Raw genomic sequence first — 11,546 nt, forward strand, 5'->3', positions numbered from 1 at the left:
TTACCCCCTAAAAGCGGGGTAAGATCAAGTTCCGTTTAAATGCCTTGTTATATTTATTTTGCACCTACACTAACTTTAGTCGGTGAAGACTTAGCTAAATCTAGGACACCGTAGTAATTTAAACCGTCAATTTTTTTGCCAATAATGAAATAGTTCATTTCACTAGTCATTGTAGGATCACCAATTATTTCATTAACACTACTAACATCTGAAAATTGAATAGCCATTAGAGCCATCATAAATTCTATTTGCTGCATTGGTTTTAAACGTTTGGAGACTTTAGAAATACCTTGTTGAGTTGATTCAATTGTTGAACCGTCAAATAAAAAATCCTTTTTTGTGCTAGCGCAAGCGCTAAGAATAAAAATTGTGATAACTACCAGTAAATTTTTCATCGAATATCCTTATAAATATAACGCCAGAATAAGCGGCTAAGTAACAGTTGGCTAAAATGTGAAGCGAAGCGGAAACGAGCCAACTGTTGCGTGTCCGTTTGATTGCCTTGTTAGTTGTTTTGGTTAAAATCCCTACGATAACAATGCATTACCATAACATACTGTATAAAAAATAATAAAGAATACCCGTACCGCCACAAAATAAAGTTGAATTTTGAGCCACGCAATTAGCCGTTTTGAAGCGAACGCATGAAACCTTAATATTGACAAATGAGGTTGAATTTCGCTGATTAAAGAACAAAACAGAATGGCGAAAACTCACCTAAACACATACCAAGCCTATTTATAAAACACCGCTTTTACAATAAAACTTCACTTGATTAGCGGTGCCAACTGTTTTTTGTCCCTGTTTAATTGCTTGTTATGTGCCACTACGCTACCATGTACAAATAAACGTACATGAACACTTTGGAGTACTACATGAATGCAATAAGCTACACGGCAGCAAGAGCAAATTTAGCAAGCACAATGGCGCATGTTTGTAACGACCATGCCCCAATTATTATTACTCGTAAAAGTGAAGATCCTGTTGTTATGATGTCTTTGGAAGACTACAACGCAATGCAGGAAACAACATATTTACTTAGATCACCAGCCAATGCAAGAAACCTATTAGAATCAATTGCTGAGCTTGAAGCTGGTAATGGTACTGAAAGAGAGCTTATTGAATGAAGCTAACTTTTTCAACCAAAGCTTGGGAGCAATACCTGTATTGGCAAACTACCGATAAAAAAATACTAAAACGTATTAATTTACTTATTAAAGATATTCAAAGATCTCCAAATGAAGGTATTGGAAAACCAGAACCCCTAAAACATGGATTGTCAGGATATTGGTCTCGTCGTATAAATGATGAACATAGAATAGTTTATAAGCAACAAGACGGCTCAATTCTAATTGCACAACTCCGCTACCATTACGGCACATAACGCCCTATTAACAGCAAACTGTTTTTTGTTCTTTTGAATGGCTTGTTATGCTCCCCTGCATTCGATCCTGATATTATTCAATTATGCGGTTGATTTTGTCCTTTCCTGCAACAACCGGTAAGCCCATATCTATCCATTTGAGAATACCTTCGTCAATAACTCCAGTATTTTTGTACCCTAAACTGCGAAGGTGGTTTATCACCGAATCTGACGCAGCATGAGGGCATGCACAATAAGCAATGATCCAAGTATCATCATTGGGTAAGTCTTCAGCAATTCTTGATTTATCTCGATAATAAGGCATCGGAACTGCGCCAGAAATATGGATACGTTGCCAAGCTGAACCTGGGCGTGTATCCAAAATAATAAATCTTTTCTTATTTCTTAATGCTTTTTCAACCTCACGTGCTGGGACATACCTGCCTTCTCTTAAACTAAATTGCGGTGATTCACCAATGGGGTTGATAATGTACTCGTTTGGATTCGGCCACTTGGCAAGTTGAGCAGGTTTACGGCTCCAACCTGACGCTTAGCTTCTTAGGTACGCCACGACATCGTTAATACCCTGAACCTCTATAATTTCATTGAAACTCTGCATCGGCGTACCATCCCGACCATTTACAATAGCGTGTTTTAGATAGCTATCAGTAGCGCTTGAAAGGAATAATTGATCACCTAAAGCAGGCGCAGTGATCCCCTCTCCTTCTGCACCATGACAACTTGCACAATTTTTAGAAAAAATCTTTTTACCTTTTGAAGCGTCACCCGATATAGGAGACTCATCCAAATCAATAGGAGTTATATTTTCGTTTTGAGCAATCACATCAATATTTTGACCTTCAGGGCCCAAGACAATACATTGACCAAGGACGCTTAAATGTGTGACTCCGTATGGGTTAGAACCAAAGCTTACTGCTTCGTTTTCAGTTACAGTAATGATTACCTTAGGAGAGGATGTCATATTTCCAAATGTGTTATTTATTCGAGACTTTGCCAAGTTGATATTAGAAAGTAACTCATCACTTTGGATATTATTAATTGAAGGACAAAAAAATATGTTCGGCTCTATTTCTAAATACCCTGAAGGTGTAATGAGCTGGCATTCTATTATATGCCTTTGGCTGATTCCACCCATTAAAATAATGAAAGAAACACCTGCGATTAATGCTAACTTTAATTTGTGCACAAAACATCCTTGTAAAACTAACGCCTAATTAACAGGCAAAAGATTGTTGGTTAAAATAGCGACGTAGGAGCAAAAACCAACTGTTATTTGTCCTGATTAATTTGCTTGTTAGCAGTTTGTACCACTAACCTCTAGGTCGACATTTTTAATAAAAACAAACCTAACCCACAGAATAAAGTTAAAATAACCACCAACATTATTATTAACGTTTTAGATGCACCTAGTGATTGCATTAACCCCATTTCAGTAGGTAATAATTGCTCAAATAGACTTGGCTCTTTGATTTTATTTTTTTGATCTCTATCCATGATGCATACTCCATATAGAACTAATACTGCTAACGCTTACATAAGCGGAAAATTATAGTTGGCTAAAATGTTTGAGGAACGAAAAACAGCCAACTGTAATTTTTCCGTTTGATGTTCTTGTATGGATAATATACCCATCTTTTAATTCTATTGTAAAACAAGTTTAGGTAAACTGAGGCACGAACATAAAGCCAACTGTAATTTTTCCGTCTTGAAAACCCTTATATGCACGTACTGCTAATTAGTGCACTTTGCTTTTTAATTTCACTGGTATTTTTATCTGTTTCAGCAATAGCCAAATCTATTTTAGCTTCAATACATTTATCAGATTTTCCGTTTGAACAGCTTGTTATATTTTTCATGCCACTGCAAAATTTACAAAGTGGACATTGGTTAAATTGATTTGCTGTTTAGCATGCCAGAGATCGTAGTTGTCTTGCATTGATAGCCAACTCTCAGGAGTTCTACCAATTGCTTTCGATAAGCGAAGTGCCATTTCTGGTGAGATAGCGCTTTGGCCTTTTAGAACTCTATTTAAAGTAGACGATGCAACATCTAGCTGTTTAGCTAAATAACGACAGCTAATACCAGATGGTTCCAAATAAACGTCATAGATAAACTCCCCAGGGTGTGGCGGATTATGATGCATACTCATTAGTGATAGTCCTCATAGTTGAGAATATAAGCATTACCATCGATAAACTCGAAAGTAATGCGCCAATTACCATTTACAGTAATAGACCAAACCCCGTCACGATTCCCTTTTAAGGGATGTAATTTAAAGCCAGGTAAATTGATATCATCAATTTCTTGTGCGGTATCGATTGCAGCAAGTTGCATACGTAACTTACGTTGATGCTTTGCCTGAATACCTGAAATACTACCCGTCTGGAAGTATTTCTTAAGACCTTTGTGCTTGAAAGATTTAATCATGCAATAAGTGTAGCGTGATGCGCATCACTTGTCGATAAAAATATAACGCCCGTTTAATGGGCAATAAAATAGTTGGCTAAAATAAGCGACGCAGGAGCAAAAGCCAACTGTTTTTGTCCTTATTAAAACGCTTGTTGAACGAAGCCGCTATGCGGCAGAAAAACCAAACTTGTCTCTACTTAAACTATCCGTCAATAACGGCGGTGATTAACGGGAGGTATTCATGATGAATACACAAGAGCAAGCTTACTTTAATTCAATCTACCAATCTTACCTTAACGAACTGACCTTACAAGGAAAAAGTACTAAAACTATCGACAGTTACAGTCGCTGTATTCGCCAAGTGGCCACCTTTTTTGATGTCTGCCCTGTTAACTTTAACACCTGAGCAGCTGAAGACTTATTTTCACTACTTAGTGCTACATAAATCCTGGAGCATGGTTAAAATTAGTCGTTGCGCCATTCAGTTTTTATATCGCCATGTTTTAGGGCGGCCTTGGGTATGGGTTAACATTGTTAAACCGCCCAAACACCAAGTAATTCAAGCGGTATTATCCCTTAACGAAGTGGCGGCGATTATCAATGCCACCCGTAAATTTCGCTATCAGGTGTTTTATCTCACTACCTACAGCTTAGGTTTACGTTTAAGTGAATCGCTCAACTTGACCATTGCCGATATCGACAGTGAATTAATGCAGGTGCATGTACGTAATACTAAATCTAAAAGTGACCGACTCGTGCCTTTACCACAAGCAACCTTGTTAGCCTTGCGGCGTTATTGGCAAACCCATCGTCATCCAAGCCTATTGTTTCCTGGTAGGGTTGACCCTAAGAATAACGCCATTAAACCTTGGTTGATGGAAAGAGGTGGCATACAAAAAACCATTAAAATCGTCGCCAAAGACTGCGGAATTAGCAAGAATGTTCATGTCCATACCCTGCGCCATTCCATTGCGACACACCTGTTTGAGCACGGTTTGAGTTTACGTGCTATTCAAGTGTTCCTGGGTCACGCAAGTCCAATAACTACCGCCAGGTATACCCGCATGACCCAAGAAGCCAAACACAACAGTGCGGTAATGCTTAATAACATTATCAATACGTTGAGTATTCGTTGGCAGGAGCAAAACCATGATTAACTTAGCCACCATCGCCCATAAATATCACGTTATGTTTGAACAGCGCTACGGTAAAAAGCTACAAGCCAAACACCACTACGCGCTTAAACAAATTATAGCCTGTCATACACCTGCTGCCGGAGCGATGTTATACCACTGTGATGATTGTCATGAAGATAAAACTGTATTACCTTCTTGCGGTCATCGTCATTGCCCTGCGTGTCAACATAAGTGCAACAGTCATTGGTTAGCCATGCAACAACAAAAATTATTGCCACTCGATTACTACCTCGCAACCTTTACCTTACCAGCACAGTTACGGCCTTTTGTTTGGTCTCATCAAAAGTGGGCGTATCAGGCGATGTTCCTTGCGGCCAAAGAAACGCTCAATGACTTCTTTAAAAACGATAAAAAACTCGGTGAATGCAACGGCTTAGTCGCGGTATTGCATACGCATTCTCGCCAACTTAATTTTCATCCCCATGTGCACTTTATCGTGCCCGCGGGAGGATTAAACAAAAGTAAAACCTGCTGGCTAAGCAAAGCAGGTAAATACCTTTTTACTGCGGATAACTTAGCCAAGGTATTTCGCGGTAAGTTTATAGCGATGATGAGGGATGCCTCATACTACCTGCCAAGTAAAACACCCAGCGAATGGAATGCTGACTGTGAATATGTCGGTAAAGGCAGTGAAGCCTTAACCTACCTCGCTCGGTATTTATATCGCGGCGTGCTCAGTGAAAACAATATTCTCGCACTTGAAAACGATGAGGTCACTTTTCAGTACAAAGACAGTGGGAGTAAAACGTTTAAAACCATCACCGAGCATGCTTGTCAGTTTTTGTGGCGAGTAATACAACATGTTTTGCCCAAAGGATTCAGGCGAGCGCGTAATTATGGCTTTTTGCACGGTAATACCAAAGCAACGTTAAAGCGTTTGCAGCTGCAATTAAAAGTGACCTTGCCACCGCTGGTGCCCGTGATTAAAAAAGCCGTGTGTTGTGACAAATGCCATCAACCGATGGAACTTTACCTGATGCGCATTGGCAATAAAATTATCTTAGGTAGAACGAGATAAAACAAGGATGTGTATTAACAGAGGGATTTGTGTGCGTAATGCTGTTTGTTCAGCAGCATCAATATGAATGAATTGAGGGTTAGCGATGTAAAAATAACCCGGTTTTGTACGACAAATTGCAAAGGATTATGTTGCGATTGTGGCGGCACTCACCCTAAAAAAACACCAACAACCATGGCATTGAAAACCACCTACCTCAGTATTTATATATTTCCTTTAATAGAGTACAACTAAGCAACCGGGCTTGTTCAACAACAGGATAAAGTTGCGGCTGCGCGCAACCTATCCTTGTTTATTATATTTTTTGAAACTTGGACATGATGATTTTTTTAATTTGATGCCTAAATAAGAACAGACCTACAGACAATATTAAACCGACTACTCCTCCGGGGAAAAATATCCCCCCAATAATCATCCCTATAAATAATGATGCTATAGCACTAAAGACCATCTCAATACCGCGAAAATGAAATTTCCCTCCTGACGTATACATTAATTCACCACAAATCGGACAAGAGTGCTCGTGAGAGTTGTCGAAAAAGAAATTGCCTTCTATACGCCATAACCTCGGTACAACATTAGCCTTGCATGATTGACACTCTACTTTATCCATACGAATCCCTGTAGTAAAAATATAACGCCATTTTAAGCGGCAAATTACAGTTGGCTAAAATAAGTGAGGCACGAACAAAAAGCCAACTGTAATTTGTCCGTCTTGAAAATTCTTGTTAGGTGCAAACTTTAATACTACCCTTTAAGCCACCTTTTCGCTGTGATTTTTTCAAGTTTTCTTCTGTACTTTTTTTGAGAAAACTCTTCTGCATTTCCATTTAGGACATCAAAGATATCTTCTGAAATTAGCGCACCAATAGCGTGGATTGCTTCATGTCGATTCAAACCTTGCCTTGTAAGTTTAGCAATAGTTTCAGGTATCAATTCAATCCCCAGAGCTAATTGATTTTCAACTAGCACATGGATTGTTGAATGTAAGCTTAAAGCTTCATCAACCATTTCAAGGTCTAACTCTGAGTGAAAGTCATGAACCAGTTCAATTCGTATAGCTTCATCAAGTGCTAACCAATTTTTAGAATTTACTGGTTGATCAGGATTGTATTTATCCATAGTTGCCTCGAATGCATAAGTTTATTTTGCACCTAACGCCCAATTAACGGGCTAAGTAATAGTTGGCCATAATTGTGAACGTAGTGAGCGCGGCCAACTGTTGCGTGTCACGTTGAATTGCTTGTTATATGCAACGCTGGTAGAACTAAGCTTTGCACTAACTTAAAGGCACTGTAATACATAATTAAGCTGTGAATTTTTACGCTACTCACAACTGATTGAATAAACTTAATAGCGTTGCCACCTTTGAAAAAGGTAAAAGAGGCAATGCTTATTAGTAATTAAACTGAACCTGATTTAGCGTAAAACTAAAAAGATTGTCTTGCTCTAATACTCAGGTTTTAACCGCATATAACGCCCACTTAAGCGGACAAAAATTGTTGGTTATAATGTGAAGCGAAGCGGAACCTAACCAACTGTTTTTGTTCCGTTTGAAGTGCTTGTTAGAATACTGTTGTGCCAAAAGTTATATTAATTGTGTTACCAGCAAAACCATAAATACCTACAATAAGCCCAAAGTGATACCAGCTACCATTATTATTGGTTTCATAAATACTGACTTTATCGTTAAACAAGCTAATAAGGAAAAAAAGAGGTAATAAAAGCCCATGCCAAAGGCCTGAAATAAAAGTTGCTGATTGTGCTTATGTGCTTTTGTGCTTTTGTATTTTGATTCTATGCCAGGCATAGATAGAGAATTCGACATTTTGCATCCTTACGTGATTAGTATTCTAACGCCCAAATAACGGGCTAAGTAATACTTGCTACAATGTGAAACGAAGTGGAACCGAGCAAGTGTTACGTGTCCCTGTTGATTTGCTTGTTAGTTGCAACATACTTTCACCAAGTACAACAATAACTTAAACGCACCGTAATGAAAATACCAAACCGTGAATTTGAGCCATTACACTTACTATTTAGAGCGAATAGTTACGCTAATACACCTTTCAGAAACGTGATTAAAGTGACTAACTTATTCGCGGTAAAGTACCAAACAGTGAATTGGTGAAACTGAATTATTTAGCACTTAGACGATCTTTTTTATTAGCCAACTAACGCCCAATTAACGGGCTAAGTAATAGTTGGCCATACTTGTGAACGGAGTGAACGCGGCCAACTGTTGCGTGTCCCGTTGAATTGCTTGTTATACGATTTTGTGGAAATTACCCTGTTAAAAAACATTTTATTTTTTGGAACGTTATATCGTCAGTTTTAAAGCTAACATTAAAACTGTAATTATTTTTAAGAGTCATTTTTAGCGATCTATTAGTCAATTCTATTTCTTTAATCAATTCTCCACCATCCTCCTCTTCGCCGTCACACCAATCAACATGGGTTGCGCAAGGCGGGAATTCATAATTTGCTGAAAAAAAGATTCTTTTAACTGAAGGAGGAAGCTGAAAATCGCTCTTGTTGTAATCAACCTCGGGGTCTGGATACTCTTGAAACGATACCTGAATTATATCTCCGCCAAGTGCTTCAGCATAATGGACTTCTTGTGCATAAAACTCAAGGTGCATAGATAATCTCCTATCGTATAACGCCCAAATAATGGGCAAGTATCAGTTGGTTAAAATAGGCGACGCAGGAGCAAAAACCAACTGTTATTTGTCCTGATTAATTTGCTTGTTAGCTTTCAATCGCTACAAAAGCTAAAACCGTCGCATTATTTAAAGCATGAATCATCATAACTACTAGCAAAGCATGACCTCTTGAATGATTATCCCAATATTGATATGCCATAGACATTAAGAAAAAAAGAGTAAAAACACCTATTCCCCATAAAGGTACTTGAAGCGAATGCATGATTGCCCAAATCAAAGCACTAATTATTGAGACATATAAAATATTAGGTGTCACTTTTCTTATTAATGCAATGATAGGAATCATTAATAAAGTTTCTAATATTGGTGCTAGTAATACACCTGAAAAAAATGATCTTACACCTATTTCAAAATCAGGTGCCTCTGCATTTGGAGCAAGATAGTCAATTAAGAAAGCGATAGGCAAACCTATACATAAAGCTAATATGTATATTTTAAATATATACAGTTTCAGTGGTTGATTAGTGTTTGATAAAAGTTTGAACAAATCTGCATCCTTGAGATGAAAGCTAACGCTTACATAAGCGGAAAATTATAGTTGGCTAAAATGTTTGAGGCACGAAAAACAGCCAACTGTAAATTTTCCGTTTGATGTTGTTAGAGGTTTGAAAGCACCTCTACTTATTAAACTGTATTTCGCACGGAATACCATCACCGTCGCCATCCATTTTCGTATTGGGACAATAACGGATAAAGTATTTCGCTTCTTCATATGATGTCATTTGAGAGCAGTGTTGTCTGCCATCGCATTTATAGGTGATTTTAGGATTAGCTATCTCTTTAGCTTGAGCTAACGTTTTCATAGCATCACTGTTTGAGAATTCTGAAACAGCTTTTGTATGAGTTGATTCGATGAGAGTACTGTCTTTAAAGTAGAACTGCCAAGCAGCAGCACAAACGACTATGATAATAATTAAATTTTTCAATTGAACACCATCCTTGATAAAACCTCTAACGCCCAATTAACGGGCTAAGTAATAGTTGGCCATACTTGTGAACGGAGTGAACGCGGCCAACTGTTGCGTGTCCTGTTGAATTGCTTGTTATATGCAATGCTGGTAAAACCAAGCGATACAATAACTTAAAGGCACAGTTAAATAAACATTAGCCTCTATTTTGAGCCACATAAATAACCGATTTAGAACGAATGGTTGTGCAGTAAACGATAATTAAACCGAATGACAGTGCAAAACCTATTCGTGATTAAACATAAAAACCTGATTTGGCGAAACGCAAAGGTTTTGCCCTAAAGCTAAGTTTTTAAAAACATATAACGCCCACTTAAGCGGACAAAAATAGTTGGTTATAATGTGAAGCGAAGCGGAACCTAACCAACTGTTTTTGTTCCGTTTTAAGTGCTTGTTAGGGCTTTTGGATTATAATACTTTCCAACTTTTTACTTTTAAAGTAATGCATGGCTCTTTGATGAATTTCTATAGCTTCAGACTTTTTATTAAGTATTAAAAGCGCATTTATTAATTTAATGGTTTCATCAACAAAGTGATTATCGTTATATTCAACACTTATAGAAGAGCTTTCTTTTGCATTTTTCCTAGCGTAACTTAAACTATGTTCTCTGGAGTGTCGTAAAGTTTCATATTTAAAGATCGGATCTTCCATATACTTATCGACAAGTTCAAATTCCTTTTTCTCTATTAATAGATCCTCAACAACGTGATAGAGGCGCTTTGCCTGAATAGGATAGTTTTGACTTAATGCAGAAAATAACTCAATTGTTTCAATTTCTTCGCCTAGCTCTCTATTGATAGACGAAAAGTCGTGAAAATCATTAAAGGTTCCTTTACCGGAGAGCATTTTACCTTTGTTGTCATCTCTAATCCTACGTAGTTCAATCAATGCAGGGGGATATTTATTACCTAACTCCACCCAATCGCTAATGGCGTAAGATAATCTAACTCCAGCCATGCCTGAAGATGATTTAGATTCTTCATGAAACCACACGTGTTTTTGTAAGGCTAATTCATATTGCTCGTTTTTAACTAAATTTTGAATATTTTTTAGGTCTTCGAGATTAACTTCAGCCAAAGCTAAGTTTGCAAACATGCTTCCCAAAAACATAGTTAAATAGATCCTTTTCAATTTTACTCTCCTAGTTGATATTAATTTGATTGAGCCCTAACGCCTCGTTAAGCGGAAAATAATGGTTGGTTATAATCGCGAAGCGATGGCCAACTGTTATTTTTCCGTTTAAACGACTTGTTAGGTTTTATGCTGGCACACCAGACTTAGGGTTAACACCATAATCATTTGCATCATGGCCATCTTGAGCCAAGAAAACGATCAACACTATGAAGCCAATAACAGGTATTAACACTATTAGCTGCCACCAACCAGAACGTCCAGTATCATGTAATCTCCTTGCAGCAATACTAATGCTTGGAATTAGTAATCCAAGACCTACTAACGCAGAAATTAAATCTAAACCAAGTACACCTAAAACAATATTGATAATCATATATATCAGTATGAACATCCAATACTCTTGTCTACGTGCTCGACCTGTAAAGTCAGCATATTTCTTCAGTGCGCCTGTAAAATAATCCATTTTGGACTCTCCTTGTTGTTGAAAAACTTTTTATTAGCCAACTAACGCCCAAATAACGGGCTAAGTGGTGCTTGCTAAAATGTGCAGCGAAGCGGAAACGAGCAAGCTCTACGTGTCCCTGTTGATTTGCTTGTTAGTTGCAACATACTTTCACCAAGTACAACAATAACTTAAACGCACCGTAATGAAAATACCAAACCGTGAATTTGAGCCATTACACTCACTATTTAGAGCGAATAGTTACGCT

At 37.8% G+C, this 11,546-nt stretch carries 19 protein-coding genes; 5 read left to right on the forward strand and 14 right to left on the reverse strand.

Annotation, left to right across the window (positions count from 1 at the left end):
* Positions 1-53 precede the first annotated feature (53 nt).
* Positions 54-395, reverse strand: coding sequence for a DUF6694 family lipoprotein (locus tag ASU03_RS07885; RefSeq protein ID WP_057831321.1), 342 nt, complete (start codon positions 393-395; stop codon positions 54-56).
* 480 nt (positions 396-875) lie between these two features.
* Between ASU03_RS07885 and ASU03_RS07890 the strand changes: the two genes are divergently transcribed.
* The gene (locus tag ASU03_RS07890) at positions 876-1,127 is read left to right on the forward strand and encodes a type II toxin-antitoxin system Phd/YefM family antitoxin (RefSeq protein WP_057831322.1); all 252 of its coding nucleotides are present in this window, start codon (positions 876-878) and stop codon (positions 1,125-1,127) included.
* Positions 1,124-1,384, forward strand: a complete 261-nt coding sequence (locus tag ASU03_RS07895; protein ID WP_057831323.1) for a Txe/YoeB family addiction module toxin — start codon at positions 1,124-1,126, stop codon at positions 1,382-1,384. Before ASU03_RS07890 ends, ASU03_RS07895 begins: the two co-directional genes overlap by 4 nt.
* Positions 1,385-1,457: 73 nt before the next feature.
* On the opposite strand, the gene ASU03_RS07900 is transcribed toward ASU03_RS07895, so the two are convergent.
* The 5 genes from ASU03_RS07900 to ASU03_RS07915 form a co-directional block, all read right to left on the reverse strand.
* On the reverse strand, positions 1,458-1,853 hold the full coding sequence (locus ASU03_RS07900) for a rhodanese-like domain-containing protein (protein ID WP_082627206.1): 396 nt from the start codon (positions 1,851-1,853) through the stop codon (positions 1,458-1,460).
* Positions 1,854-1,913: 60 nt separating this feature from the next.
* Complete coding sequence (locus ASU03_RS07905) at positions 1,914-2,570, reverse strand: c-type cytochrome (protein WP_057831325.1); 657 nt, start codon at positions 2,568-2,570, stop codon at positions 1,914-1,916.
* A 131-nt stretch (positions 2,571-2,701) separates the two neighbouring features.
* On the reverse strand, positions 2,702-2,878 hold the full coding sequence (locus ASU03_RS20660; protein WP_157465855.1) for a hypothetical protein: 177 nt from the start codon (positions 2,876-2,878) through the stop codon (positions 2,702-2,704).
* 358 nt (positions 2,879-3,236) lie between these two features.
* Entirely contained in the window at positions 3,237-3,533 is a 297-nt protein-coding gene (locus tag ASU03_RS07910) for a HigA family addiction module antitoxin (RefSeq protein ID WP_057831326.1), read from the reverse strand.
* Positions 3,533-3,811, reverse strand: coding sequence for a type II toxin-antitoxin system RelE/ParE family toxin (locus ASU03_RS07915; protein WP_005502904.1), 279 nt, complete (start codon positions 3,809-3,811; stop codon positions 3,533-3,535). Before ASU03_RS07915 ends, ASU03_RS07910 begins: the two co-directional genes overlap by 1 nt.
* Before the next feature lie 223 nt (positions 3,812-4,034).
* Here ASU03_RS07915 and ASU03_RS21425 point away from each other — a divergent pair, with 223 nt between their 5' ends.
* Genes ASU03_RS21425 through ASU03_RS07925 form a run of 3 tightly spaced genes read left to right on the forward strand, consistent with a single transcriptional unit; the run spans position 4,035 to position 6,007 of the window.
* A complete protein-coding gene (locus tag ASU03_RS21425) occupies positions 4,035-4,199 on the forward strand; it encodes a hypothetical protein (protein WP_231731531.1) in 165 nt (54 codons plus the stop codon).
* Positions 4,200-4,248: 49 nt separating this feature from the next.
* Complete coding sequence (locus ASU03_RS07920) at positions 4,249-4,950, forward strand: tyrosine-type recombinase/integrase (RefSeq protein ID WP_231731532.1); 702 nt, start codon at positions 4,249-4,251, stop codon at positions 4,948-4,950.
* Positions 4,943-6,007: an IS91 family transposase gene (locus tag ASU03_RS07925; protein ID WP_057831327.1), complete on the forward strand. Its 1,065-nt coding sequence runs from the start codon at positions 4,943-4,945 to the stop codon at positions 6,005-6,007. The genes ASU03_RS07920 and ASU03_RS07925 overlap by 8 nt, the downstream gene beginning before the upstream one ends.
* A gap of 295 nt (positions 6,008-6,302) precedes the next feature.
* Here the strand turns inward: ASU03_RS07925 and ASU03_RS07930 are convergent, their stop codons facing one another.
* The 8 genes from ASU03_RS07930 to ASU03_RS07965 all read right to left on the reverse strand — a co-directional run bounded on the left by ASU03_RS07930 (position 6,303) and on the right by ASU03_RS07965 (position 11,299).
* Positions 6,303-6,620, reverse strand: a complete 318-nt coding sequence (locus tag ASU03_RS07930) for a hypothetical protein (RefSeq protein WP_057831328.1) — start codon at positions 6,618-6,620, stop codon at positions 6,303-6,305.
* A 134-nt stretch (positions 6,621-6,754) separates the two neighbouring features.
* Complete coding sequence (locus tag ASU03_RS07935) at positions 6,755-7,129, reverse strand: hypothetical protein (protein ID WP_057831329.1); 375 nt, start codon at positions 7,127-7,129, stop codon at positions 6,755-6,757.
* Between the two features lie 502 nt (positions 7,130-7,631).
* Entirely contained in the window at positions 7,632-7,835 is a 204-nt protein-coding gene (locus tag ASU03_RS07940; protein ID WP_157465857.1) for a hypothetical protein, read from the reverse strand.
* A gap of 457 nt (positions 7,836-8,292) precedes the next feature.
* On the reverse strand, positions 8,293-8,649 hold the full coding sequence (locus ASU03_RS07945) for a hypothetical protein (protein WP_057831331.1): 357 nt from the start codon (positions 8,647-8,649) through the stop codon (positions 8,293-8,295).
* A gap of 109 nt (positions 8,650-8,758) precedes the next feature.
* Positions 8,759-9,220, reverse strand: coding sequence for a CPBP family glutamic-type intramembrane protease (locus ASU03_RS07950; RefSeq protein WP_057831332.1), 462 nt, complete (start codon positions 9,218-9,220; stop codon positions 8,759-8,761).
* 130 nt (positions 9,221-9,350) lie between these two features.
* The gene (locus ASU03_RS22075) at positions 9,351-9,659 is read right to left on the reverse strand and encodes an excalibur calcium-binding domain-containing protein (protein ID WP_157465858.1); all 309 of its coding nucleotides are present in this window, start codon (positions 9,657-9,659) and stop codon (positions 9,351-9,353) included.
* A gap of 436 nt (positions 9,660-10,095) precedes the next feature.
* Positions 10,096-10,812, reverse strand: a complete 717-nt coding sequence (locus ASU03_RS07960; RefSeq protein WP_057831334.1) for a hypothetical protein — start codon at positions 10,810-10,812, stop codon at positions 10,096-10,098.
* A gap of 148 nt (positions 10,813-10,960) precedes the next feature.
* Positions 10,961-11,299 (reverse strand): DUF805 domain-containing protein, encoded by a 339-nt coding sequence (locus ASU03_RS07965; protein WP_057831335.1) that lies wholly within the window; start codon positions 11,297-11,299, stop codon positions 10,961-10,963.
* Positions 11,300-11,546: the final 247 nt, after the last annotated feature.

The organism is Colwellia sp. TT2012 (assembly GCF_001440345.1).
Classification (GTDB): domain Bacteria; phylum Pseudomonadota; class Gammaproteobacteria; order Enterobacterales; family Alteromonadaceae; genus Colwellia.

Bases quoted from the DNA above. Each gene is read 5' to 3' on its own strand.
- ASU03_RS07925 (WP_057831327.1), top strand. From the start codon at position 4,943: ATGATTAACTTAGCCACCATCGCCCATAAATATCACGTTATGTTTGAA.
- ASU03_RS21425 (WP_231731531.1), top strand. From the start codon at position 4,035: ATGATGAATACACAAGAGCAAGCTTACTTTAATTCAATCTACCAATCT.
- ASU03_RS07930 (WP_057831328.1), bottom strand. From the start codon at position 6,620: ATGGATAAAGTAGAGTGTCAATCATGCAAGGCTAATGTTGTACCGAGG.
- ASU03_RS07960 (WP_057831334.1), bottom strand. From the start codon at position 10,812: ATGTTTTTGGGAAGCATGTTTGCAAACTTAGCTTTGGCTGAAGTTAAT.
- ASU03_RS07940 (WP_157465857.1), bottom strand. From the start codon at position 7,835: ATGTCGAATTCTCTATCTATGCCTGGCATAGAATCAAAATACAAAAGC.
- ASU03_RS07885 (WP_057831321.1), bottom strand. From the start codon at position 395: ATGAAAAATTTACTGGTAGTTATCACAATTTTTATTCTTAGCGCTTGC.
- ASU03_RS07920 (WP_231731532.1), top strand. From the start codon at position 4,249: ATGGTTAAAATTAGTCGTTGCGCCATTCAGTTTTTATATCGCCATGTT.
- ASU03_RS07890 (WP_057831322.1), top strand. From the start codon at position 876: ATGAATGCAATAAGCTACACGGCAGCAAGAGCAAATTTAGCAAGCACA.
- ASU03_RS20660 (WP_157465855.1), bottom strand. From the start codon at position 2,878: ATGGATAGAGATCAAAAAAATAAAATCAAAGAGCCAAGTCTATTTGAG.
- ASU03_RS07895 (WP_057831323.1), top strand. From the start codon at position 1,124: ATGAAGCTAACTTTTTCAACCAAAGCTTGGGAGCAATACCTGTATTGG.
- ASU03_RS07915 (WP_005502904.1), bottom strand. From the start codon at position 3,811: ATGATTAAATCTTTCAAGCACAAAGGTCTTAAGAAATACTTCCAGACG.
- ASU03_RS07965 (WP_057831335.1), bottom strand. From the start codon at position 11,299: ATGGATTATTTTACAGGCGCACTGAAGAAATATGCTGACTTTACAGGT.
- ASU03_RS07935 (WP_057831329.1), bottom strand. From the start codon at position 7,129: ATGGATAAATACAATCCTGATCAACCAGTAAATTCTAAAAATTGGTTA.
- ASU03_RS07945 (WP_057831331.1), bottom strand. From the start codon at position 8,649: ATGCACCTTGAGTTTTATGCACAAGAAGTCCATTATGCTGAAGCACTT.
- ASU03_RS07910 (WP_057831326.1), bottom strand. From the start codon at position 3,533: ATGAGTATGCATCATAATCCGCCACACCCTGGGGAGTTTATCTATGAC.